Here is a 23,874-nt window from a genome sequence, read left to right as displayed (position 1 = left end):
GATTTACATTCCTTTTTAAGGCCCCCAGCAGGGGCCTGATTTTCAACGAATTCGAATAAAATTCACTTAACGATCAACGCAACACCATCAGCAGCGCCAGCACGACAACCGCACCGATGCTCATGGACGCCACATACCAGCGCAGGTAACCGTTCTCGCTGTACAGCAGGCCTTTACCTGCGAAGCGGGAAAGGATCGCCGGGATATTCATCAGGCTGTTCAGTGGGTCGCGCTTCAGCAGCCACGCAATGCCCAGGAACGGCTTAACGAAGATCATGTCGTACAGCCAGTCGAAGCCCCACGCGTTGTACCACCAGGTGCCCAGCAGACGGCCCGGCGCACTGTTGGCAACGGCAGTCACCAGCGTACGTTTGCCCAGCCACAGCCATGCAGCGATCAGGATGCCCGCGATAGCGACCACACCGGAGGTGATTTCAAGCGTCAGAACGCGACCGTGCTCAAGCTCGGTGGTGTCTGGCAGTACGCCCTGCAGCGGTGGCACAATCATCGCGCCAACGAAGGTGGACAGTACCAGCAGCACAATCAGCGGCAGGTGGTGGGTAATCCCCTTCCCTGCGTGAGCGTGAATTTGTTCTTTACCGTGGAATACGATGAAAATCATACGGAAGGTATACAGGGAGGTCATGAACGCACCGACCAGACCCGCAACCATCAGATTGATATGACCATTCGCCATGGCACCCGCAAGGATTTCGTCCTTACTGAAGAAGCCCGCGGTGATCAGCGGCAGTGCCGCCAGCGCCGCGCCGCCTACCAGGAAGCAGACATAAACCAGTGGAATAGACTTACGCAGTCCGCCCATCTTGAAGATGTTCTGCTCGTGGTGGCAGGCCAGGATCACGGAACCAGATGACAGGAACAGCAGCGCTTTAAAGAACGCGTGCGTCATCAGGTGGAAAATGGCTGCGTCCCACGCCTGAACACCCAGCGCCAGGAACATGTAACCGATCTGGCTCATGGTGGAATACGCGAGAACGCGTTTGATGTCGGTCTGCACCAGCGCGGCAAAGCCTGCCAGCACCAGCGTGACCGCACCGACGATACCCACCAGATGCAGAATTTCCGGGGTCATCAGGAACAGGCCATGGGTACGCGCAATCAGGTAGACACCGGCGGTTACCATGGTCGCGGCGTGGATCAGCGCGGAGACAGGGGTTGGACCCGCCATCGCGTCGGCCAGCCATGTCTGCAACGGCAGCTGCGCGGATTTACCCACGGCGCCACCCAGCAGCATCAGCGTTGCCCACCACAGCATGTTGTTGCCTGCAGCGAAGTGCGCCGGCGCCAGTTCCACCATTTCGCGGAAGTTCAGCGTGCCCAGTTCGTTGTAAAGAATGAACAGCGCGAAAGCGAGGAAGACGTCACCCACGCGGGTCACGACGAACGCTTTCATGGCCGCTGCGCCATTCTTCGGATCGGTGTAGTAGAAACCGATCAGCAGGTAAGAACACAGACCTACGCCTTCCCAGCCCAGATACATCAGCAGCAGGTTATCGGCCAGCACCAGCACCACCATGCTGGCGATAAACAGGTTGGTGTAGGCGAAGAAGCGGGAGTAACCCTCTTCACCGCGCATATACCAGGAGGCGAACATGTGGATCAGGAAGCCAACGCCGGTGACCACGGAAAGCATGGTCAGCGAGAGGCCATCCAGCACCAGGTTGAAGCCGATGTTGAAATCACCGACCGACATCCAGGTCCACAGCGGCACGCTGAAAGGCTGACGCCCGTTGTTAAAGAAATCGATACCCGCATACGCCGTCACCAGCGCAGCCAGACCGACGGAGCCAATGCCCACGGTCGCAGACAGATTCTCAGACCAGCGGCCGCGAGAAAACGCCAGCAGCACGAAGCCAATCAGCGGAAAAATAATGGTTAAGGCAAGCATGTTCATCCACGCAACTCACTTACTGAATCGATGTTCAGGTTCTGGCGGCGACGATGGAGCTGCAGCAACAGCGCCAGGCCAATACTCGCTTCGGCAGCCGCAAGGCTGATGGCGAGAATGTACATCACCTGACCATCGGTCTGGCCCCAGTAGCTTCCGGCGACCACGAAGGCCAGCGCGGAGGCGTTAATCATGATTTCCAGACCGATCAGCATAAACAGCAGATTGCGGCGGATAACCAGACCGGTCAAACCCAGAACGAATAAAATCGCAGCGAGGATCAGTCCATGTGTTAAGGGGATCATGCGCGCTCCTCCGTTTTTCTTTTCGCGCGGTCGTCAGTGCGGTTGCTCAGCACCTCACCAGCACGCTCTTCGCGGCCAACGTGGAAAGCAACAACCAGACCTGCCAGCAGCAGCATTGAGGCCAGTTCAACCGCCAGAACGTATGGGCCAAAGAGCGTGATACCGACCTCTTTAGCGCCAATCGGCGTGCCGTCGATGCCCTGATCGTTGACCCCCAGAATGGCGTAAACAATCACCGCCAGCATGATGGCCGACAAAATTGCCGGACCAATCCACACCTGCGGTTTTAACCACTGACGTTCCTGCTCTATTTCAGAGCCGCCCAGGTTCAGCATCATCACCACGAACACGAACAGCACCATGATGGCCCCGGCGTAGACGATGATTTCCAGCGCACCGGCGAAGTGCGCGCCCAGTGCGAAGAACACCCCGGAAATGGCCAGCAGGGAGATGATTAAGTACAGCAGCGCATGCACCGGATTGGTGTGCGTAATCACTCGCAGCGTAGCCAGGATGGCGATAAGGCCACAGATATAAAAAGCGAATTCCATTGCCCTCTCCTTACGGTAACAGGCTCTTGACGTCGATAGGCTTAGCTTCGTTCTCTGCTTCGCCCTTATCTTTGCCGTCGATTGCCATACCCGCCATCCGGTAGAAGTTATATTCCGGGTATTTGCCCGGACCGGAAATCAGCAGATCCTCTTTCTCGTACACCAGGTCCTGACGCTTGTACTCACCCAGCTCGAAGTCTGGAGTCAGCTGAATCGCCGTGGTTGGGCACGCTTCTTCACACAGACCGCAGAAGATGCAGCGTGAGAAGTTGATGCGGAAGAACTCAGGGTACCAGCGGCCGTCTACCGTCTCTGCTTTCTGCAGAGAGATACAGCCTACCGGACACGCTACCGCACACAGGTTACAGGCAACGCAGCGCTCGGAACCGTCCGGGTCGCGCGTCAGCACGATACGGCCACGGTAGCGCGGCGGCAGATATACCGGCTCTTCCGGGTACATCCGGGTTTCGCGTTTGGCAAACGCGTGCAGGCCGATCATCCAGATACTGCGTACCTGGGTACCGAAGCCTACCAGTAATTCTTTTAAGGTCATGGTCTATAGCCCCTTATGGCTGCTGCCAGAGAATGACAGCGGCCGTTACCAACAAGTTGACGAGCGTCAGCGGCAGGCACACTTTCCAGCCGAAGGACATTACCTGGTCGTAACGCGGACGCGGTAACGCTGCGCGAATCAAAATGAACATCATCATGAAGAACGCGGTTTTCAGCGCGAACCAGATGAACGGCGGTAAGAACGGGCCATGCCAGCCACCGAAGAACAGCGTTACCATCAACGCGGAAATGGTGACGATACCGATGTACTCGCCCACGAAGAACAGACCGAATTTCATACCGGAATATTCGATGTGGTAACCGTCCGCCAGTTCCTGTTCGGCTTCTGGCTGGTCAAACGGGTGACGGTGACACACCGCCACGCCCGCGATAGCAAAGGTAATAAACCCAAAGAACTGCGGGATAACGTTCCAGATGTCGGCCTGGTTGTTGACGATGTCGGTCATGTTGAATGAACCGGCCTGCGCCACAACGCCCATCAGGGAGAGACCCAGGAACACTTCGTAGCTCAGCGTCTGCGCGGAAGCACGCATCGCACCCAGCAGCGAGTATTTGTTGTTACTGGACCAGCCTGCGAACAGCACCGCGTAAACCGCGAGGCCTGCCATCATCAGGAAGAACAGAATGCCGATGTTCAGGTCAGCGACCACCCAGGTCGGGCTGACCGGAACGATAGCAAATGCCAGCAGCAGCGAGGTGAAGGCGATCATCGGTGCCAGAGTAAAGATCACGCGGTCAGAGAAGCGCGGGATCCAGTCCTCTTTAAAGAACATCTTGATCATGTCCGCGACCAGCTGGAGTGAACCACCCCAGCCCACGCGGTTCGGTCCGTAACGGTTCTGGAACAGACCGAGCAGACGACGTTCACCAAAGCTCATGAACGCCCCGCAGGTGACCACCACCAGCAGAATAACAATCGCTTTCAGAATGCTCAGCAGGATGTCGATAAGATCCGGCGTTAACCAACTCATGCTTTTGCCTCCTGCAGATTATCAAGACGCGCACCCGCCAGAACCGGCGCGATGCCAGGCATACCCATCGGCAGACCCACCTGCCCTGCTGTCAGACCTTCGGAGATAATCAGCGGCAGGCTGATTGTCTGGCCGTCATAGCTAAAGGCAATGTTTGCGCCCGCGTTAACGCCAAGCTTCGCGGCATCCGCCGGGTTGAGCTTGATGTACGGCTGCGGCATACGAGTCTGGAAGACAGGTGAACGCTGGGACAGCTCGTCGCTACCGAACAGATGGTAGTACGGCGCGATACGCCAGCTACCGTCCTGCGCCTGGAAGCTCGCCGGTACGGTGGTGAAGAAGTCCAGACCGGTTTCGGAGGCTTCAATCAGACGCACGCCCGGATCGCCGTGGCGCAGGGAGCCACCCACTTCAGCCTGAAACTTGTTCCATGCCTGCGGGGAGTTCCAGCCCGGTGCCCATGCGAATGGGATTTGCGAACGCGGCGCAGACGGCTGGTTGTTCCCTTCCATCGAGAAGGCGAACATGGTGTCTTTATCCTGCGGCTGGCGCGGTTCGTGCACGCTGATGTTGGCGCGCATCGCGGTACGGCCGCTGTAGCGGTGCGGTTCACGCGCCAGTTTCTGGCCGCGAATGCGGAAGCTTGCTTCAGGTGCGGCATCTTTAATGCCTGCCAGCTGAGGCAGTTTTTCCACTACCGCGTCGATAACGTGGTCGAGCTGCGTCCAGTCTACTTCACGGCTCTGCACGGTGCTGTGCAGGGAGTGCAGCCAGCGCCAGCTTTCCAGCATCACGGTGTTGCTGTCGTAGTACGCCGGGTCGTAAACCTGGAAGAAACGCTGTGCGCGACCTTCGTTGTTGATAACGGTACCGTCGCTTTCTGCGAAGCTTGCCGCAGAGAGCACCAGGTGCGCTTTATCCATAATCGCCGTGCGCTGATGGTCAATGACCATCACCAGCGGCGCTTTGGAGAGCGCGGCGTCAACGCGAGCGGCAGAGGCGTGGCGATGCAGGTCGTTTTCGAGCACCACAACGGCGTCAGCAGAACCGGATTCCAGTTCGCTTAACGCTTCTTCCAGCGAGCCGCCGCCGATCATGCCCAGACCAATGCTGTTCACCGCACGGGCAATCATGGTCACACCGACGTCCGCACCGCGGCCTTTCAGGGCTTTGGCAACGTTGGCTGCCGCCTGAATGATCTCGGCGCTACCGGCGTTGGTACCGGAAATAATCAGCGGTTTTTTCGCACCCGCCAGGGCCTGAACAATCACGTCGACCTTGTTCTGCAGGTCGCGATCCAGCTCAACGGCCGGCGAGCTGCTATCCAGCGCGTGGGCAATCGCAAAGCCAAGACGAGCCTGATCTTCAACCGGCGCGCAGTAGGTCCACGCAGCGATATCGTCCAGACGGGTGTTATCGACGTTGGTCACAAACAGAGGATGCTTCGCGCGCTGGCCGATGTTCAGGATCGCCGCAATCTGCCAGTCAGCCACTTTCTGCGCCGCTGCCATTTCACGTGCTTTACCCTTCACCGCCTGACGAACCGCCAGAGCCGCGCGTGCGCCCGTCTGCGTCAGGTCTTCACCCAGCACCAGGACCGCATCATAAGATTCGATTTCGCGCAGCGCAGGGGTATGAATACCGCCTTCACGCAGCACTTTCAGTACCAGCTGCAGACGTTCCTGCTCGCCCTGAGCGATACCGGTATAGAAGTTTTCCGCTCCAACCAGCTCGCGCAGCGCGAAGTTGCTTTCGATGCTGGCGCGCGGGGAGCCGATACCGATCACTTTCTTCGACTGACGCAGAATATCTGCCGCGCCCTGCATCGCCTGCTCAGCGTTCAGGGTAATGAAGTCGTCGCCACGGCGCTGAACCGGCTGACGCGGACGGTCTTTCAGGTTCACATAGCCATAGCCGAAACGACCGCGGTCGCAAAGGAAGTAGTGGTTAACGGTGCCGTTGTAACGGTTTTCGATACGACGCAGCTCGCCGTAACGCTCACCCGGGCTGGTGTTACAGCCGAGGGAACACTGCTGGCAGATGCTTGGCGCAAACTGCATGTCCCATTTACGGTTGTAACGCTCGGAGTGGGTTTTATCGGTGAATACGCCGGTCGGGCAGATTTCTACCAGGTTACCAGAGAATTCGCTTTCCAGCGTACCGTCTTCCGGACGACCGAAGTAGACGTTATCGTGCGCGCCATATACGCCCAGATCCTGACCGTCTGCGTAGTCTTTGTAGTAACGCACGCAGCGGTAGCAGGCGATGCAGCGGTTCATTTCGTGAGAGATGAACGGCCCCAGGTCCTGGTTACGGTGGGTACGCTTGGTAAAGCGATAGCGACGGAAGCTGTGGCCGGTCATCACGGTCATATCCTGAAGGTGGCAGTTACCGCCCTCTTCACAGACCGGACAGTCGTGCGGGTGGTTGGTCATCAACCATTCCACAACGCTTTCGCGGAACTGTTTGGCTTCTTCGTCATCAATCGAAATAAAAGTGCCTTCGGTGGCTGGCGTCATACAGGACATCACCAGGCGACCACGCGTGTCTTCCGCGTTTTGATATTGCTTCACCGCACACTGGCGGCAAGCACCGACGCTGCCCAGCGCCGGATGCCAGCAAAAGTACGGAATATCGAGGCCAAGAGACAGACAAGCTTCCAGCAGGTTGTCCGCCCCGTTGACTTCGTATTCTTTGCCGTCTACATGAATCGTAGCCATTAGCATGCTTCCAGTTGGCTCGGTCGAAACCGAGCGTTAATCAAAATTCTTGTCGTTACCAGCGCGCTTTAAGCAGGTTCGGCTGAATCCCATTAATCGCATGGGTATTACTGAACGGCTGCTTGATGCCTGCTTCGAACTCGTCGCGGAAATATTTGATCGCGCTCTGCAGAGGTTCGACGGCACCCGGTGCGTGGGCACAGAAGGTTTTACCCGGGCCTAAGAATCGACACAGTTGCTCAAGCGTCTCGATATCCCCAGGCTGGCCTTCGCCACGTTCGATTGCACGCAGGATCTTCACGCTCCACGGCAGACCATCACGGCACGGTGTACACCAGCCGCAGGACTCGCGGGCGAAGAACTCTTCCAGGTTACGCACCAGCGAGACCATGCCGATCTCGTGGTCGACGGCCATCGCCAGCGCCGTACCCAGACGGCTGCCTGCTTTACCAATGCTTTCGAATTCCATTGGCAGATCAAGGTGGGCTTCGGTCAGGAAGTCTGTCCCTGCCCCACCCGGCTGCCAGGCTTTGAATTTCAGGCCATCGCGCATGCCGCCAGCGTAGTCCTCAAGAATTTCACGTGCGGTGGTACCGAACGGCAGTTCCCAGACGCCAGGATTTTTAACGCGACCAGAGAAGCCCATCAGCTTGGTACCAGCATCTTTGCTTGAGGAGATGCCCTGATACCACTCCACGCCGTTGGCGAGGATAGCCGGAACGTTACACAGGGTTTCAACGTTGTTTACGCAGGTCGGTTTACCCCATACGCCGGAGCTTGCCGGGAACGGTGGCTTGGAACGCGGGTTCGCGCGGCGGCCTTCCAGGGAGTTAATCAGCGCGGTTTCTTCACCGCAGATATAACGTCCTGCGCCGGTGTGCACGAACAGTTCAAAGTCAAAGCCGGTACCCAGAATGTTTTTACCCAGCAGGCCCGCTTCGGTGGCTTCGGCAATCGCGCGACGCAGGTTTTCCGCCGCTTCGATGTACTCACCGCGCAGGAAGATGTAGCCACGGTAGGCTTTCAGCGCAAACGCGGAGATCAGCATGCCTTCCACCAGCAGGTGCGGCAGTTGTTCCATCAGCAGGCGGTCTTTATAGGTGCCCGGCTCCATTTCATCGGCGTTACACAGCAGGTAACGGATGTTCATGGATTCGTCTTTCGGCATCAGGCTCCACTTCAGACCGGTGGAGAAGCCCGCACCGCCGCGCCCTTTCAGGCCGGAGTCTTTCACCGCGTTAACGATGTCGTCCGGCGCCATGCCGCCAAGGGCTTTACGCGCGCCGGCATAGCCGTTTTTGCTCTGGTATTCATCGAGCCATACCGGCTGTTTGTCATCGCGCAGACGCCAGGTCAGCGGATGCGTCTCAGCAGTACGAATTACAGTTTTCATTTGTACTGCTCCAGCAGGTCAGGAATCGCTTCCGGCGTCAGATGGCTGTGAGTGTCCTCATCAATCATCATGGTCGGCCCCTTGTCGCAGTTACCCAGGCAGCAGGTTGGCAGCAGAGTAAAGCGTCCATCGAACGTGGTCTGGCCCGGCTTGATATTGAGCTTTTTCTCAATCGCAGCCTGAATGCCCTGATAACCGGTGATGTGGCAGACAACGCTGTCACAGTAGCGGATCACATGGCGGCCTACCGGCTGACGGAAGATCTGGCTGTAGAACGTGGCTACGCCCTCTACGTCACTTGCCGGAATACCCAGCACTTTCGCGATCTCATAGATCGCCCCATCCGGCACCCAACCACGCTGTTTCTGTACGATTTTCAGCGCTTCAATGGACGCCGCACGCGGGTCTTCGTAGTGGTGCATCTCGTGCTCAATGGCGGCACGTTCTGCTTCACTCAGCTCAAAAGCCTCGGTTTGTGGTTGTTGATTCTCGTGCATAATTAGCGGTCCACATCTGACATAACAAAATCGATACTACCCAGATACACAATCAGGTCGGAGACCAGACTGCCGCGGATGGCGGACGGGATCTGCTGCAGGTGCGCAAAGCTCGGCGTACGTACGCGGGTACGGTAGCTCATGGTGCTGCCGTCACTGGTCAGGTAGTAACTGTTAATACCCTTGGTCGCTTCAATCATCTGGAAGGATTCTTGCGCCGGCATTACCGGACCCCATGAAACCTGCAGGAAGTGGGTGATCAGGGTTTCGATATGTTGCAGCGTGCGCTCTTTCGGTGGCGGCGTCGTCAGCGGGTGATCCGCCTTGAACGGGCCTTCCGGCATGTTGTTGAGGCACTGCTCAAGGATGCGCAGACTCTGGCGCAGCTCTTCCACTTTCAGCATCACGCGGGTGTAGCAGTCGGAAACACCGCCGCCCACCGGGACTTCAAAGTCGAAGTTCTCGTAGCCAGAGTAAGGGCGCGCTTTACGCACGTCGAAATCAATACCGGTCGCACGCAGACCTGCACCTGTCGTACCCCACTCCAGCGCTTCTTTCGCGCCGTAGGCAGCAACGCCCTGGGAACGGCCTTTCAGGATGGTGTTACGCAGCGCGGCTTTCTCGTAAGAGGCCAGACGTTTTGGCATCCAGTCAAGGAACTCACGCAGCAGACGGTCCCAGCCGCGCGGCAGATCGTGTGCCACACCGCCGATACGGAACCAGGCCGGGTGCATACGGAAACCGGTAATCGCTTCCACCAGATCGTAGATTTTCTGACGGTCGGTAAAGGCGAAGAAGACCGGGGTCATCGCGCCGACGTCCTGAATGAACGTGGAGATGTACAGCAGGTGGCTGTTGATACGGAACAGTTCTGACAGCATAACGCGAATCACGTTAACGCGATCCGGCGTAACGATACCCGCCAGTTTCTCAACGGCCAGCACGTATGGCATTTCGTTGACGCAGCCGCCGAGGTACTCGATACGGTCGGTATACGGAATGTAGCTGTGCCAGGACTGACGCTCGCCCATCTTCTCAGCACCACGGTGGTGGTAGCCGATGTCCGGAACGCAGTCGACAATCTCTTCGCCATCAAGCTGAAGAATAATACGGAATGCACCGTGCGCAGACGGGTGGTTTGGACCGAGGTTGAGGAACATGAAGTCCTCGTTGTCGGTACCGCGCTTCATGCCCCAGTCTTCCGGTTTGAAGGTCAGCGCTTCCATTTCCAGATCCTGTTTGGCTTTGGTCAGCTCAAACGGATCGAATTCGGTTGCACGTGCCGGGTAGTCTTTACGCAGCGGGTGGCCGGTCCAGGTCTGCGGCATCATGATGCGCGTCAGATGCGGGTGGCCGTCGAAGGTCATGCCAAACATTTCCCAGGTTTCACGCTCATACCAGTTCGCGTTCGGGAAAAGTTTGGTGATTGTCGGCAGATGCATGTCGTTTTCAGACAATGCCACCTTGAGCATGATATCCGTATTACGGTCTATTGAGATCAGGTGGTAGAAAACGGAAAAATCCGCAGCAGGGAGACCCTGGCGGTGGGTACGCAGACGTTCATCCATGCCGTGTAAGTCAAACAGCATGACGTACGGTTTTGGCAATTTCTTGAGGAAATCGACAACTTCCAGCAATTGCTCACGCTTCACCCAAACAACGGGTACCCCGGTGCGGGTAGCCTGAACAGTAAAGGCATCCGGCCCAAAACGGTTGCGCAGTTCGCCAATGACTGGGTCATCCAGATGATCCCGGGTCTGCCAGGCGGCTTCTTGCGCGGTTAAGTCGGTCATATTGTTCACCATTGCAAATGGTCCGTGGTGACTGTTAAGCCTGGCTTCGCGCTATTTGAGTAGTGATATGCGAAGGTGTTCTCCAGGCCTACAGGCGCAAATTAAATTTCGTCAGGCGTACGCAGGTTGGTGACGGCAATACGTTCACCACGTTTACGCTCGCGCTCAGACTGCATGTTCGCGCGATACACACCCTGATCGCCAACAACCCACGACAGTGGGCGACGTTCTTTACCGATAGATTCCTGCAGCAGCATCAGCGCCTGCATGTAGGCTTCCGGACGTGGCGGACAACCCGGGATGTACACATCCACTGGGATAAATTTATCTACGCCCTGCACGACGGAATAAATGTCGTACATACCGCCAGAGTTTGCACATGCGCCCATGGAGATAACCCATTTTGGCTCCAGCATCTGGTCATAAAGACGCTGAATAACAGGTGCCATCTTGGTAAAGCACGTACCGGCTACCACCATCAGGTCAGCCTGACGCGGGGAAGCACGGAGTACCTCGGCCCCAAAACGCGCAACGTCATGCACCGCAGTGAATGACGTCACCATTTCAACGTAGCAGCAAGAAAGGCCAAAGTTGTAAGGCCAGATGGAGTTCTTACGACCCCAGTTGACCATATCGTGCATGGCATGTTCGAGCTTGCCCATGTACACGCTTTTATTGACTTCTTGCTCCAGGGGGTCGGTTACGATCTCCTGTTTTTGCAGGGGGTAACGGTCATTCTCACCGTTAGGATCTATGCGGGTGAGCGTATAATCCATCTTATTGCCTCGCTGTTACTGCTGACGATTAGAGATACTGTTTTCCGGGTTGATGTGTTCACGACGTGAACGCGCAGGCGTCCAGTCAAGCGCGCCAATACGCACCAGATAAACCAGCCCGGCCAGTAGCACTAAAATGAAAATTGCGGCCTCGACAAAGCCCACCCAACCACTTTCGCGGATGGACGTTGACCATGCGAAAAGGTAAAGCGCTTCCACGTCGAAGATGACGAAGAACATGGCTACCAGATAGAACTTGGCAGACAGGCGTAAGCGAGCGGAACCTACTGAATCAATACCTGATTCGAAAGGTGTGTTTTTGTGCCTTGCACGGGCGCGACCGCCCAGGAACCAGCCGCCGACTAACATCAGGCAGCACAGGCCAATGGCTACAATAAGAAAGATTGCGAATGCCCAGTGATGAGCGATGACTTCTGTGGATGTTGACATACTCATTGCTTACTCATCAAAAGTGATACCAACGACACTGCTCTTGCTGGCAGATGGGCATCACATCGATTCATGGGGAGGAACAAATAACCTTACACTAACTGTCAGAAATGAGACGTAGACAGCAAAATGATGGGGTTTTTTACTCCTTTCTATAACCTATTGTCAACTTTAACAAAGGTTTCTTCACATTAAATTACATCGAGCGATTCTCATTAACATTTGGTGCCCTTTAACCCTGGTGGGTGCATGACTTTCCGTCAAATGTATGTTGTTGAATCGTGTCCGTTTCGGAAGTAAAAAAAATAACCCTCCTATTTTGACAGGATTTGCCAACGATTCCTCCCCCCAAATAGGAGTATTTTCTTGATCTGCGACACGCTTTTGTTAATTCAACATGGAAAACGGCAACATATTTCCTGTTTTTTTAACATGAGAGGGATATGGGCGAAGTTAGAACGGAAAACGGACAAGTTTTAAGCAAAAGTATTCAGCTTATTGATAAATAAGAGAGTATCCTGAAAACCCTTGCGCCATAAGCGGGTATTATTGCGTAAAAAAAGCCACTGCATGTGAAAATCACACGAGTGGCTGTTTTTTACACTTACATTTTGTTACCAGAATATTGAGCTATCAATCACTCAAAATCCCCTTCGACGATCAGGGAATCATCCCCCCCTTCGGAGGTAATGCGCTCGAACTGCCACGGATTATGGTAGTTTTCCATCGCCTCGAACACCACTTTGGCCAACTCATTATGACTGGACGAATTGTGGCAGAGCAGATACTCCGTATCCGGCAGCGCAGGAAGACCGTCGGATTTCCCCAGGACGCGCAGATCGGGACTCATCATCTCTACCGGACGGGCCGTTACGCCCAGACCGGCCTTCACGGCGGCACGAACCGCTGGCAGCGTGGAAGCCACATACGCCAGACGCCACGGAATGTTGGCCTCATTCAGCGCCGTGAGCACCATATCGCGGAACGGGCTCGGGTCATCAAGCAAGACCAGCGGAACCGGCTCCCCTTTTTGCAGCACATACTCGGCTGCACAATACCAGTGCGTAGGCGATGTGCGCAGCGTCAGGCAATCAAACTGCCCGGGACGATGCGTCGTCAACACCAGGTCGACTTTATGCTCATTTAACATCTCAACCATAAAGGCATTACGTTTTACGCTAACGTCAAGCGCAAGCTTCGGATAAACCGAACTAATACGATTGAGAAGAAACGGCAATATAGTATCCGCTGACTCATCAGATGCGCCTAACGTTAGCACTCCTTGAAGGTTGCTAAACATTAATGACATACATGCTTCATCATTAAAGCGAAGAATTTTCCTGGCATAACCCAGTAGCTGAATACCGTGTTCCGTTAAGAGCTTATTACGTCCGTGACGTGCAAAAAGCTCTTTACCGACCAGTTGCTCCAGCCGCTGCATTTGCTGGCTAACGGCGGACTGAGTTCGGCAAACGGCGGCAGCAGCTGCTGCAAAAGTGTTGAGATCGGCGACCGCAACAAACGTTCTCAGCAGATCGAGGTCGAGATTCATTATCGGACGATTTGCATTTATCATATCTATTCACTTTCAGGTTGCTCGTGCGGAGCTGCCCGGGTTGAAGCTGTGTGTAACAGTTAAGCAATTCCCTCTGAAGGTTTTCCCTCGCATCCCGGCCCGGCAGACTGCCTGACAGATAGTTATTGTGCTGCTTTATATCAACAGTCAGAAAGCACGTTTCATGACGTTATTTTTATTCTCTTAAACGTTCAGGATATTTAGATGTTCGCAGGTTTATGTAAATTACATTAAAGGTATAACACCTTTTCTGCCATCTTTATCGCAGCGCTGTCAACGTAGCAGGAGATGTGCGACACATTCCAGCCAGAGATAACTCCAACAATAACAATCAATTAATTCGAAAAGTCAGTGCCAGATATACAAAATTCTTGCATCTGTCCTCTGCTTTCCTGAAAGACATCTTAACCCAAATCCACTTTATTTATAAGTCTTATTGCAATATTGAGGATTAAAGAAGAATGTTAAGCTTCTAAACTAATTTTATTAAAATTAACTAAAGTTGCATTTTATAGGTTAATAATAAATAAATTTTAATTTAGATTAAGACCATTCATTAATGGCACTTAACATTAATTTCACATGAGTAACTTTTAGCCACATTATGCTTTTACAGGAACATGTATCAAGCATTCAGGTTTTACGAAAAGTCACGCAGGGTGATTGCTACCCTTGTCAGGTTCACCACTTATTTTTCCCAGCACAATATACAGAATTTTGACAAATGAATAGCACGTTTAACCTATCATCGTGCTATGCGCACAACTTTAAGACAGTAAAAAAGCTAACGCACAGCGAAAAAGATTTATCAAAATTTTGCTCCCGGCACAAAATCTTCTACTGCACACCCTTCAAAACGAAGCGAGGGGGGAGTACATTATTCCGTGCTGACTTCCACGGCAGGGAGTGGCAATAATAGCGAAAAGGTTAAAGGTTCATGTCCCCTATCGAAAAATCCAGCAAGCTAGATAACGTCTGTTATGACATCCGCGGCCCGGTTCTGAAAGAGGCAAAACGCCTTGAAGAGGAAGGCAACAAGGTTCTGAAACTCAACATTGGTAACCCTGCGCCATTTGGTTTTGAAGCGCCGGATGAAATTCTGGTTGATGTGATCCGCAACCTTCCTACTGCACAAGGCTATTGCGATTCAAAAGGACTTTACTCCGCACGTAAAGCCATCATGCAGCACTACCAGGCACGCGGTATGCGTGATGTTACCGTTGAAGATATCTATATCGGCAACGGCGTTTCCGAACTGATCGTGCAGGCGATGCAGGCGCTGCTGAACAGCGGGGACGAAATGCTGGTGCCCGCGCCGGACTATCCGCTGTGGACGGCTGCCGTATCACTGTCGAGCGGTAAAGCCGTGCACTATCTGTGCGACGAGTCTTCCGACTGGTTCCCGGACCTCGATGATATTCGCGCGAAAATTACGCCCCGCACGCGCGGGATAGTGATCATTAACCCTAACAACCCAACGGGCGCAGTATACTCAAAAGAGCTGCTGATGGAGATCGTCGAGCTCGCCCGCCAGCACAACCTGATCATCTTTGCCGACGAAATCTACGACAAGATCCTGTACGACGCGGCACAGCACCACTCAATCGCTGCGCTGGCTCCGGACCTGCTGACCGTCACCTTTAACGGCCTGTCTAAAACCTACCGCGTGGCCGGTTTCCGCCAGGGCTGGATGGTACTGAACGGTCCGAAAAAACACGCCAAAGGCTATATTGAAGGGCTGGAGATGCTGGCTTCCATGCGTTTATGTGCCAACGTTCCGGCGCAGCACGCGATCCAGACGGCGCTCGGCGGCTATCAGAGCATTAGCGAGTTCATCGTTCCCGGTGGTCGCCTGTATGAACAGCGCAACCGCGCGTGGGAGCTGATCAACGATATCCCGGGCGTCTCCTGCGTGAAGCCGAATGGCGCGCTCTATATGTTCCCGAAAATTGACGCGAAGCGCTTTAATATTCACGACGACCAGAAAATGGTGCTCGATTTCCTGCTGCAGGAAAAAGTGCTGCTGGTTCAGGGTACGGCGTTTAACTGGCCGTGGCCGGATCACGTGCGCATCGTGACGCTGCCGCGCGAAGATGATCTCGAAATGGCCATCAGCCGCTTCGGGCGCTTCCTCTCCGGATACCATCAGTAATCTTAAAATCAGGCTACTTCGGTAGCCTGATTTGCATCTTCCCTCCCCTCCCCGCACAATGAACGCCTGTCGCAGTGAAGACAAAAGGTAACCTATGAGTCAGAGTCATTTCTTCGCCCACCTCTCCCGCCTGAAACTCATCAACCGCTGGCCGCTGATGCGCAATGTCCGCACGGAAAATGTCTCAGAGCACAGTCTGCAGGTTGCGATGGTCGCTCACGCGCTGGCCGCCATTAAAAACCGCAAATTCAACGGTCAGGTCAATCCAGAGCGCATTGCCCTGCTGGCGATGTACCACGATGCGTCAGAAGTGCTGACCGGCGACCTGCCCACGCCGGTGAAATATTTCAACTCGCAGATTGCGCAGGAATACAAGGCCATCGAAAAGATTGCCCAGCAGAAGCTGATTGACATGGTGCCGGACGAGTTGCGCGACATCTTTGAGCCGCTCATCGATGAGCATCAGTACACGGAAGATGAAAAGTCGCTGGTCAAACAGGCCGACGCGCTCTGCGCCTACCTGAAGTGCCTGGAAGAGCTGTCTGCAGGAAATAACGAATTTTTACTGGCGAAAACGCGTCTGGAAAAAACGCTGGAATCCCGCCGCAGCGAAGAGATGGACTATTTTATGCAGGTGTTTGTGCCGAGCTTCCATCTGTCTCTGGATGAGATCAGCCAGGATTCACCGTTGTAATCTGTTTGCCCCGCAGCGCTGCGCTGCGCTTGCAGGGCCTACGGGTTGTTGGCCGGGTAAGGCGCAGCCACCACCCGGCAAAATTATCAGAACGGGAACAGAACCGGTATCAATACCACGCACACCACCATCACCAGCACGGTGAAAGGCACGCCCAGCTTCACGAAATCACTGAACCTATAATTCCCGGGCCCCAGCACCAGCGTATTCACCGGTGAAGAAACTGGCGTCATAAACGCCGCGGAGGCCGCCATTGCGACCATCATCGCAAAGGGATACGGCGACACGCCCATGGATTTGGCCATCGCCAGCGCAATCGGCGCCATCAATACCGCCGTCGCGGTGTTGGAGATAAACAGACCGATGGTGGCGCACATGATAAACAGACAGACCAGCATCATGTACGGCCCATACCCGCCCCCAACGTCCATTAAGCCTCTAACGATCAGATCCACCCCGCCGGTTTTTTGCAGCGCCAGGGCGAAGGGCATCATCCCGACAATGAGGATAATGCTCGGCCAGTGAATGGCTTTATAGGCGCTTTCGGCGTCAATGCAGCGGAATTTCCCCATCAACAGGCAGGCGATGATTGCCGCGACCGGATTGGGGATTTCATCGGTCAGCATCAGCGCCACCATCAGCACCAGACAAAAAATCGCGTGGGGCGCCTGGCTGTGCGCCGGGGAGGCGTCGCTCTCCTCGACAGGCATGTTGAGCACCACAAAATCGCGCCCTTTTTGCCCGAGCTGGCTTATCAGCTTCCAGTTACCGACAACCAGGAAGATATCGCCCAGCAGGATCGGCTCATCCACCACCGCCCCTTCCATCGCCACGCCATCGCGCTTCAGCCCCACGACATTCAGGCCATAGCGGGTTCGGAATCCCATTTCCCGCACGGTTTTGCCCAGCAGTTCCGATTCCGGGATCAGCGATACTTCGGCCATGCCGACATCCAGCGCCTGATCGGAGAAATACTCCCCGCGCAGCACCATCGGTTCCAGCAGCTGTTCGCTGCAAAACTCGCGCAGATCCACGTCCGCGGTGGACATATCAATCAGCAGGACGTCCCGCGCGCGGAATTCCGACACCCCGTTAACGTTGACAATCACCCGGCGAAAACGACGCCAGCGCTCCACGCCGATCACGTTTGCGCCATAGCGCTCACGCAGCTTCAGGTCGTCAAGACGCTGTCCCACCATCGGCGAGCCGGGGCGAATAGCCAGACGGCGCGCGCGCCCGGTGAGACGGTACTCTTTAATCAGATCGCGGAAGGTGCGTCGCTTCCACCCTTCTTTATTTTTGTCCTGTTTTTCACCTTTCAGGGCAAACCGGGTCAGCAGCATGTAGACCACGCCCAACACCAGAATGACCAGCCCAAGCGGGGTGACGCTGAAAAAACTGAAGCCCTGAAATCCTTCCCGGATAAGCTCGCTGTTGACGACCAGGTTCGGCGGCGTTGCCACCAGCGTCATCATTCCGCTGATCAAACCGGCAAAACTCAGGGGCATCATCAGGCGCGACGGCGAGATCTGCATCCGCATGGAGACGCTCAGCACCACCGGAATAAAGATGGCGACCACGCCCGTTGAGCTCATAAACGCCCCCAGCCCGGCGACGGTCACCATCAGGTAGATAAGCATTTTGGTTTCGCTGCTGCCCGCCACCTTCACCAGCCACGACCCCATGATGGTTGCCACGCCGGTACGCACCAGCCCATCACCGATAATAAACAGGGCGGCAATCAGGATAACGTTGGGATCGCTAAACCCGGAGAAGGCTTCCGGCAGCGTGAGCGTACCGCTCAGCACAAACGCGACGATGACAAACAAGGCGACGGCGTCCATGCGCACCTTGCCCGTTGCAAAAAGAAGGATGGCGATTAAAAGCAGGCTCAGGACCCAAATCAGTTCACCGTTCACAACATGTCCTTGTCAGTGGGGGATGAGGAATTTTGCCATAAAAAAGCCCCAGCAATGTGGGGCTATATCATGTGATTACATTTTTAGCGAGACGGTTACAACCCCGTCAGAGGCTTTCGATACGGCCAGCGCCGTCAGTGAATCCAGCACAAAGTCTGCCTCCTCCAGACGGGGAGATCCCGCCGGAACGTTAACGGCGATAACGTGGCTTCCGGCGTTCAGCCCGGCCAGTACACCAGCGGCCGCATCTTCCACCACCACGCACTCTGTGGGCGCGAGGCCCAGCAGTTCAGCGCCCAGTAAAAACGCGTCGGGCTCCGGTTTACCGCGCTTTACGCGCTCCGCAGTGATAAACACTTCCGGCTTCGGTAAACCTGCCGCCTTATGACGGGCGTGGGCGACGGGAATGGAGCCTGAGGTGACGATAGCCCACGGGATCTGCGCCTCGTTCAGATGCTCAAGCAATTCGCGCGCGCCCGGTAACGCAGTAATGCCGTCCGTATCCGTGGCTTCAATATGTTCCAGGTATTTGAACTCCGCCTGAATTTAGTCCTCAGAGCGTCCGGCCAGGAAGTGCCGTAGCGAGGTGATGGCCTGTTTGCCATGGATAAAATTCAGCACGTCCTGATGGTCGATGCCATGTCGGTCAGCCCAATGGCACCACGAACGCTCCACAACCGGCAGCGAATCCACCAGCGTACCGTCCAGATCAAACAGAAAACCTCTACACTGCACACGCACCTCCGTCAGGCATTAATGATTTGTTGAATTTCGTTGCTGCTTAAATGGTACTGACGCGGGCAGGCGTGCCACGCGCTTAGCATACGCTGATATTTTTCCCACATTGGGGTCTGCGCGTTGAAGCCGTGGGTGCCCGCGTCAAAGTGGGTATAACGCCCTTCTGTATTCACCATAAAGCGAACATAGCTCAGATAACGCGCTTCCGTTGCGGCATCAAAGCCTAAGAAAGTCACGCGGCGCTCGTCAATGGACTGCTGATCTTTGAGATTCGTCCAGGAGACGTGCAGAGCGTGATACATCTCCATAATGTCGATCACGATGCGACAGGTTTCTTCTTTCAGCTCGCCAAACTCGCGGTCCAGTTCGCGCATTTGCAAACCAAAACCGCGTTCGACGATGGTTTGCAGGCGGCTGTAGCGCGCAGCGTTATCGGGATCAAGCATAGTCATCATCTTGTACTGGTTAGACAAAATCAGACGTTGAGCATGGGTCATTTCCATCTTTCGACTCCTGTAGCGCATTGCACTTTAAAAAAAAGACACGGTAACTGATTGTTACTGTGCCTTCTTTTCGTCGTCGTTTCGATGATCAATCACAAGTCATCGAGGAATGTTTTATCCAGTTGCTTAAAAGCGCGCTTTAACGTGTCCGCCAGCGCCTGGTAGTCCGGCTTGCCTTCAACCGGGGCGAGCGCCTGCCCGGCCTCCTCCAGTTTTCCGCGCACTTCATAAAACCAGTGTAAAATAGATGGGGGAAGTGGCGTGATGGAGCGTTTACCTAACCACCACAGGCCCTGCATCGGCAGGCTTAATGCGAAGAGCGCCGTCGCGACGGCAGGGCCAAGCTGGCCGCCCAACGCAATCTGCCAGCACAGCGTAAAGACAGCGACTGGCGGCATAAAGCGAATCGCATAGCGCGTGGCGCGAATGGTGCGATTCTCAATGAACATCGGCGCAAGGCGCTTTTCCATCGGCCACGTCTTTGCGTAATGCTGTCCCCGACGAAACAGACTAAAGAAATTTACGGACGGGTTCTCTGGTGTCGACATGGCTGTACCTCAACTTCACATATAAAAATTAAAATTTTCGTGCAAAACCACAACAAGCTATGACAACGTTCAAAATATTTTGTCATCTCTACCCCGTATCGGGTATCCTGTGCCAGCCTGATAGGGCCTTAGACGAGAATCATTAACTCGTCAAATTATTGCATATTATACCATTGGCTGAAAATTGTGCAAAATGGCATAAAATCATAATTATTTCTTCCATCATGCCACAATGTTCGTTTGGCATGATGTTAATCATAAATGTCTGAGTCATCATGCGTTACGCTGTTAGACTCACTGACGTTTTTTTAGCCACGTATCAATAATAGGTACTTCCATGTCGAGTAAGTTAGTACTGGTTCTGAACTGCGGTAGCTCCTCACTGAAATTCGCCATCATCGATGCGCTCAACGGTGACGAATACCTCTCTGGTTTGGCCGAATGTTTCCATCTGCCTGAAGCACGTATCAAGTGGAAGATGGACGGCAGCAAACAAGAAGCGGCTTTAGGTGCAGGCGCCGCTCACAGTGAAGCGCTGAACTTTATCGTTAACACTATTCTGGCACAAAAACCAGAACTGTCTGCTCAGCTGACTGCGATTGGTCACCGTATCGTCCATGGCGGCGAAAAATACACCAGCTCCGTCGTCATCGACGAATCTGTGATCCAGGGCATCAAGGACTCTGCGTCCTTCGCACCGCTGCACAACCCTGCTCACCTGATCGGTATCGCTGAAGCGCTGAAATCCTTCCCGAATCTGAAAGACAAAAACGTGGCCGTATTCGACACCGCGTTCCATCAGACCATGCCGGAAGAGTCTTACCTCTATGCCCTGCCGTACAGCCTGTACAAAGAACACGGCGTACGTCGCTACGGCGCGCACGGCACCAGCCACTTCTATGTGACTCAGGAAGCCGCAAAAGTTCTGAACAAGCCGGTTGAAGAACTGAACATCATCACCTGCCACCTGGGCAACGGTGGTTCTGTTTCCGCTATCCGCAACGGTAAATGTGTTGATACCTCCATGGGTCTTACCCCGCTGGAAGGTCTGGTGATGGGTACCCGTTCCGGTGACATCGACCCGGCGATCATCTTCCACCTGCACGACACCCTGGGCATGAGCGTTGACCAGATCAACAAAATGCTGACCAAAGAGTCTGGCCTGCTGGGTCTGACCGAAGTCACCAGCGACTGCCGTTACGTTGAAGACAACTACGCAGAGAAAGAAGACGCTAAACGTGCAATGGACGTTTACTGCCACCGTCTGGCGAAGTACATCGGCTCTTACACTGCGCTGATGGAAGGCCGTCTGGACGCGGTTATCTTCACCGGTGGTATCGGTGAGAACGCGGCAATGGTTCGTGAACTGTCCCTGGGCAAACTGGGCGTTCTGGGCTTCGACGTTGATCACGAGCGTAACCTGGCTGCCCGCTTCGGCAAGTCTGGCTTCATCAACAAAGAAGGCACCCGCCCTGCTCTCGTTATCCCAACTAACGAAGAACTGGTCATTGCGCAAGACGCGCACCGCCTGACTGCCTGATTCCACACCGCCAGCAATGCTGGCGGTGCTGTTTTGTAACCCGCCCAATTGCGGCGGTAACGAAAGAGGATAAACCGTGTCCCGTACTATTATGCTGATCCCTACCGGAACCAGCGTCGGCCTGACCAGCGTCAGCCTTGGCGTTATCCGTGCTATGGAACGCAAAGGCGTTCGTCTGAGCGTCTTTAAGCCAATTGCCCAGCCACGTGCCGGTGGCGATGCGCCAGACCAGACCACCACCATCGTTCGCAAGAACTCCAATCTGCCAGCGGCTGAACCGCTGAAGATGAGCCACGTTGAATCTCTGCTGTCCAGCAACCAGAAAGACGTGCTGATGGAAGATATCATCGCCAACTACCATGCTAACGCGCAAGACGCGGAAGTGGTGCTGGTTGAAGGTCTGGTCCCGACGCGCAAACACCAGTTTGCCCAGTCTCTGAACTTTGAAATCGCGAAAACCCTGAACGCAGAGATCGTTTTCGTGATGTCTCAGGGCACCGACACCCCAGAGCAGCTGAACGAGCGTATCGAACTGACGCGCAGCAGCTTCGGCGGCGCGAAAAACACCAACATCACCGGCGTGATCGTGAACAAGCTGAACGCACCGGTGGATGAGCAGGGCCGTACTCGCCCTGACCTGTCCGAGATCTTCGACGACTCTTCCAAAGCGAAAGTCATCAAAGTTGACCCGGCTAAGCTGCAGGAATCCAGCCCGCTTCCGGTTCTGGGCGCGGTGCCATGGAGCTTCGATCTGATTGCCACTCGTGCAATCGATATGGCGCGTCACCTGAACGCCACTATCGTTAACGAAGGCGACATCAACACCCGCCGCGTGAAGTCCGTGACCTTCTGTGCACGCAGCATTCCGCACATGCTGGAACACTTCCGCGCAGGTTCCCTGCTGGTAACCTCCGCAGATCGTCCTGACGTGCTGGTTGCAGCCTGCCTGGCCGCGATGAACGGCGTGGAAATCGGTGCGATCCTGCTGACCGGTGCCTACGAGATGGACCCACGCGTCAGCAAGCTGTGCGAACGCGCGTTTGCGACCGGCCTGCCGGTCTTCATGGTGAACACCAACACCTGGCAGACCTCCCTGAGCCTGCAGAGCTTCAACCTGGAAGTGCCGGTTGATGACCACGAGCGTATCGAGAAAGTTCAGGAATACGTTGCGGGCTACATCAACGCAGACTGGATCGAATCCCTGACTGCAACCTCCGAGCGCAGCCGCCGCCTGTCTCCTCCAGCATTCCGTTATCAGCTGACCGAGCTGGCGCGTAAAGCGGGCAAACGCGTTGTTCTGCCAGAAGGCGACGAACCACGTACCGTTAAAGCAGCTGCTATCTGTGCAGAGCGCGGCATCGCGACCTGCGTGCTGCTGGGTAACCCGGATGAGATCACCCGCGTTGCGGCGTCTCAGGGCGTTGAGCTGGGCGCTGGCATCGAAATCGTTGACCCTGAAGTGGTTCGCGAGAGCTACGTTGCCCGTCTGGTTGAGCTGCGTAAGAGCAAGGGCATGACCGAAGCCGTTGCACGCGAACAGCTGGAAGACAACGTGGTGCTGGGCACGCTGATGCTGGAGCAGGACGAAGTTGACGGTCTGGTTTCCGGTGCGGTTCACACCACGGCGAACACCATCCGCCCACCGCTGCAGCTGATCAAAACTGCACCGGGCAGCTCTCTGGTTTCTTCCGTGTTCTTCATGCTGCTGCCTGAACAGGTTTACGTTTATGGTGACTGCGCGATCAACCCGGATCCAACCGCAGAGCAGCTGGCAGAAATCGCTATCCAGTCCGCGGACTCCGCGATTGCCTTCGGTATCGAACCGCGCGTAGCGATGCTCTCCTACTCCACCGGTACCTCTGGTGCTGGTAGCGACGTAGAGAAAGTGCGTGAAGCGACCCGTCTGGCGCAGGAAAAACGCCCTGACCTGATGATCGACGGTCCGCTGCAGTACGACGCCGCCGTGATGGCCGACGTTGCGAAATCCAAAGCGCCGAACTCGCCGGTTGCAGGTCGCGCTACCGTGTTCATCTTCCCGGATCTGAACACCGGTAACACCACCTATAAAGCGGTGCAGCGTTCAGCAGACCTGATCTCCATCGGGCCAATGCTGCAGGGCATGCGCAAACCTGTGAACGACCTGTCTCGTGGCGCGCTGGTAGACGATATCGTCTATACCATCGCTCTGACCGCGATCCAGTCTTCGCAGCAGCAGTAATGTTAAAAAGCCCGGTGGCGCTAGCGCTTACCGGGCAACAAAAAGGCG

At 55.1% G+C, this 23,874-nt stretch carries 19 protein-coding genes and 1 pseudogene; 4 read left to right on the top strand and 16 right to left on the bottom strand.

Going from position 1 to position 23,874, the window contains the following annotated elements:
* Positions 1 to 73: 73 nt before the first annotated feature.
* The 12 genes from nuoL to lrhA all read right to left on the bottom strand — a co-directional run bounded on the left by nuoL (position 74) and on the right by lrhA (position 13,514).
* Positions 74 to 1,915 carry an NADH-quinone oxidoreductase subunit L gene (gene nuoL / locus AC1VYI_RS08655; protein WP_023312533.1) on the bottom strand — a complete coding sequence of 614 codons (1,842 nt, stop codon included), beginning with the start codon at positions 1,913 to 1,915 and terminating at the stop codon, positions 74 to 76.
* On the bottom strand, positions 1,912 to 2,214 hold the full coding sequence (gene nuoK, locus AC1VYI_RS08650; protein ID WP_003861496.1) for an NADH-quinone oxidoreductase subunit NuoK: 303 nt from the start codon (positions 2,212 to 2,214) through the stop codon (positions 1,912 to 1,914). The genes nuoL and nuoK overlap by 4 nt, the downstream gene beginning before the upstream one ends.
* Positions 2,211 to 2,765 carry an NADH-quinone oxidoreductase subunit J gene (gene nuoJ, locus AC1VYI_RS08645; RefSeq protein ID WP_023312534.1) on the bottom strand — a complete coding sequence of 185 codons (555 nt, stop codon included), beginning with the start codon at positions 2,763 to 2,765 and terminating at the stop codon, positions 2,211 to 2,213. The genes nuoK and nuoJ overlap by 4 nt, the downstream gene beginning before the upstream one ends.
* A gap of 10 nt (positions 2,766 to 2,775) precedes the next feature.
* Positions 2,776 to 3,318: an NADH-quinone oxidoreductase subunit NuoI gene (gene nuoI / locus AC1VYI_RS08640; RefSeq protein WP_003861491.1), complete on the bottom strand. Its 543-nt coding sequence runs from the start codon at positions 3,316 to 3,318 to the stop codon at positions 2,776 to 2,778.
* Between the two features lie 13 nt (positions 3,319 to 3,331).
* On the bottom strand, positions 3,332 to 4,309 hold the full coding sequence (gene nuoH, locus AC1VYI_RS08635; protein ID WP_008500211.1) for an NADH-quinone oxidoreductase subunit NuoH: 978 nt from the start codon (positions 4,307 to 4,309) through the stop codon (positions 3,332 to 3,334).
* Positions 4,306 to 7,029, bottom strand: a complete 2,724-nt coding sequence (nuoG, locus tag AC1VYI_RS08630; RefSeq protein ID WP_134867333.1) for an NADH-quinone oxidoreductase subunit NuoG — start codon at positions 7,027 to 7,029, stop codon at positions 4,306 to 4,308. Before nuoG ends, nuoH begins: the two co-directional genes overlap by 4 nt.
* 55 nt (positions 7,030 to 7,084) lie before the next feature.
* Positions 7,085 to 8,422: an NADH-quinone oxidoreductase subunit NuoF gene (nuoF, locus tag AC1VYI_RS08625; protein ID WP_023312536.1), complete on the bottom strand. Its 1,338-nt coding sequence runs from the start codon at positions 8,420 to 8,422 to the stop codon at positions 7,085 to 7,087.
* Positions 8,419 to 8,919: an NADH-quinone oxidoreductase subunit NuoE gene (gene nuoE, locus AC1VYI_RS08620; protein ID WP_006176513.1), complete on the bottom strand. Its 501-nt coding sequence runs from the start codon at positions 8,917 to 8,919 to the stop codon at positions 8,419 to 8,421. The genes nuoF and nuoE overlap by 4 nt, the downstream gene beginning before the upstream one ends.
* A gap of 2 nt (positions 8,920 to 8,921) precedes the next feature.
* Positions 8,922 to 10,724, bottom strand: coding sequence for an NADH-quinone oxidoreductase subunit C/D (gene nuoC, locus AC1VYI_RS08615; RefSeq protein WP_023312537.1), 1,803 nt, complete (start codon positions 10,722 to 10,724; stop codon positions 8,922 to 8,924).
* 89 nt (positions 10,725 to 10,813) lie between these two features.
* The gene (gene nuoB / locus AC1VYI_RS08610; RefSeq protein WP_003861482.1) at positions 10,814 to 11,488 is read right to left on the bottom strand and encodes an NADH-quinone oxidoreductase subunit NuoB; all 675 of its coding nucleotides are present in this window, start codon (positions 11,486 to 11,488) and stop codon (positions 10,814 to 10,816) included.
* 15 nt (positions 11,489 to 11,503) lie between these two features.
* The gene (nuoA, locus tag AC1VYI_RS08605) at positions 11,504 to 11,944 is read right to left on the bottom strand and encodes an NADH-quinone oxidoreductase subunit NuoA (RefSeq protein ID WP_014171000.1); all 441 of its coding nucleotides are present in this window, start codon (positions 11,942 to 11,944) and stop codon (positions 11,504 to 11,506) included.
* Positions 11,945 to 12,575: 631 nt separating this feature from the next.
* Positions 12,576 to 13,514, bottom strand: a complete 939-nt coding sequence (gene lrhA, locus AC1VYI_RS08600) for a transcriptional regulator LrhA (protein WP_226484078.1) — start codon at positions 13,512 to 13,514, stop codon at positions 12,576 to 12,578.
* A gap of 937 nt (positions 13,515 to 14,451) precedes the next feature.
* On the opposite strand from lrhA, the gene alaA reads away from it, so the two are divergent.
* Positions 14,452 to 15,666, top strand: coding sequence for an alanine transaminase AlaA (gene alaA / locus AC1VYI_RS08595; protein ID WP_008500204.1), 1,215 nt, complete (start codon positions 14,452 to 14,454; stop codon positions 15,664 to 15,666).
* 94 nt (positions 15,667 to 15,760) lie between these two features.
* Entirely contained in the window at positions 15,761 to 16,360 is a 600-nt protein-coding gene (yfbR, locus tag AC1VYI_RS08590; protein ID WP_023312539.1) for a 5'-deoxynucleotidase, read from the top strand.
* A gap of 86 nt (positions 16,361 to 16,446) precedes the next feature.
* Here yfbR and AC1VYI_RS08585 read toward each other — a convergent pair whose 3' ends face one another.
* From AC1VYI_RS08585 to yfbV, 4 genes and pseudogenes are all read right to left on the bottom strand, one after another.
* Positions 16,447 to 18,279, bottom strand: a complete 1,833-nt coding sequence (locus AC1VYI_RS08585) for an SLC13 family permease (RefSeq protein ID WP_047744189.1) — start codon at positions 18,277 to 18,279, stop codon at positions 16,447 to 16,449.
* A gap of 75 nt (positions 18,280 to 18,354) precedes the next feature.
* Positions 18,355 to 19,014: pseudogene (locus AC1VYI_RS08580) on the bottom strand (sugar phosphatase).
* Between the two features lie 11 nt (positions 19,015 to 19,025).
* Positions 19,026 to 19,520: a YfbU family protein gene (locus AC1VYI_RS08575; protein ID WP_023312542.1), complete on the bottom strand. Its 495-nt coding sequence runs from the start codon at positions 19,518 to 19,520 to the stop codon at positions 19,026 to 19,028.
* Between the two features lie 92 nt (positions 19,521 to 19,612).
* Positions 19,613 to 20,068, bottom strand: coding sequence for a terminus macrodomain insulation protein YfbV (yfbV, locus tag AC1VYI_RS08570; RefSeq protein ID WP_023312543.1), 456 nt, complete (start codon positions 20,066 to 20,068; stop codon positions 19,613 to 19,615).
* A 337-nt stretch (positions 20,069 to 20,405) separates the two neighbouring features.
* On the opposite strand from yfbV, the gene ackA reads away from it, so the two are divergent.
* Positions 20,406 to 21,608 (top strand): acetate kinase, encoded by a 1,203-nt coding sequence (ackA, locus tag AC1VYI_RS08565; RefSeq protein WP_023312544.1) that lies wholly within the window; start codon positions 20,406 to 20,408, stop codon positions 21,606 to 21,608.
* 76 nt (positions 21,609 to 21,684) lie between these two features.
* Complete coding sequence (pta, locus tag AC1VYI_RS08560; RefSeq protein ID WP_134867331.1) at positions 21,685 to 23,826, top strand: phosphate acetyltransferase; 2,142 nt, start codon at positions 21,685 to 21,687, stop codon at positions 23,824 to 23,826.
* The last annotated feature ends 48 nt before the right edge of the window (positions 23,827 to 23,874 follow it).

The organism is Enterobacter sp. QK-SA4 (genome assembly GCF_056856775.1).
This window is presented reverse-complemented; position numbering and strand designations above follow the sequence as displayed.

What these genes read in the sequence shown, in the direction of transcription:
- nuoL (WP_023312533.1), bottom strand. Translation starts at nt 1,915, where the DNA reads ATGAACATGCTTGCCTTAACCATTATTTTTCCGCTGATTGGCTTCGTG.
- nuoK (WP_003861496.1), bottom strand. Translation starts at nt 2,214, where the DNA reads ATGATCCCCTTAACACATGGACTGATCCTCGCTGCGATTTTATTCGTT.
- nuoJ (WP_023312534.1), bottom strand. Translation starts at nt 2,765, where the DNA reads ATGGAATTCGCTTTTTATATCTGTGGCCTTATCGCCATCCTGGCTACG.
- nuoI (WP_003861491.1), bottom strand. Translation starts at nt 3,318, where the DNA reads ATGACCTTAAAAGAATTACTGGTAGGCTTCGGTACCCAGGTACGCAGT.
- nuoH (WP_008500211.1), bottom strand. Translation starts at nt 4,309, where the DNA reads ATGAGTTGGTTAACGCCGGATCTTATCGACATCCTGCTGAGCATTCTG.
- nuoG (WP_134867333.1), bottom strand. Translation starts at nt 7,029, where the DNA reads ATGGCTACGATTCATGTAGACGGCAAAGAATACGAAGTCAACGGGGCG.
- nuoF (WP_023312536.1), bottom strand. Translation starts at nt 8,422, where the DNA reads ATGAAAACTGTAATTCGTACTGCTGAGACGCATCCGCTGACCTGGCGT.
- nuoE (WP_006176513.1), bottom strand. Translation starts at nt 8,919, where the DNA reads ATGCACGAGAATCAACAACCACAAACCGAGGCTTTTGAGCTGAGTGAA.
- nuoC (WP_023312537.1), bottom strand. Translation starts at nt 10,724, where the DNA reads ATGGTGAACAATATGACCGACTTAACCGCGCAAGAAGCCGCCTGGCAG.
- nuoB (WP_003861482.1), bottom strand. Translation starts at nt 11,488, where the DNA reads ATGGATTATACGCTCACCCGCATAGATCCTAACGGTGAGAATGACCGT.
- nuoA (WP_014171000.1), bottom strand. Translation starts at nt 11,944, where the DNA reads ATGAGTATGTCAACATCCACAGAAGTCATCGCTCATCACTGGGCATTC.
- lrhA (WP_226484078.1), bottom strand. Translation starts at nt 13,514, where the DNA reads ATGATAAATGCAAATCGTCCGATAATGAATCTCGACCTCGATCTGCTG.
- alaA (WP_008500204.1), top strand. Translation starts at nt 14,452, where the DNA reads ATGTCCCCTATCGAAAAATCCAGCAAGCTAGATAACGTCTGTTATGAC.
- yfbR (WP_023312539.1), top strand. Translation starts at nt 15,761, where the DNA reads ATGAGTCAGAGTCATTTCTTCGCCCACCTCTCCCGCCTGAAACTCATC.
- AC1VYI_RS08575 (WP_023312542.1), bottom strand. Translation starts at nt 19,520, where the DNA reads ATGGAAATGACCCATGCTCAACGTCTGATTTTGTCTAACCAGTACAAG.
- yfbV (WP_023312543.1), bottom strand. Translation starts at nt 20,068, where the DNA reads ATGTCGACACCAGAGAACCCGTCCGTAAATTTCTTTAGTCTGTTTCGT.
- ackA (WP_023312544.1), top strand. Translation starts at nt 20,406, where the DNA reads ATGTCGAGTAAGTTAGTACTGGTTCTGAACTGCGGTAGCTCCTCACTG.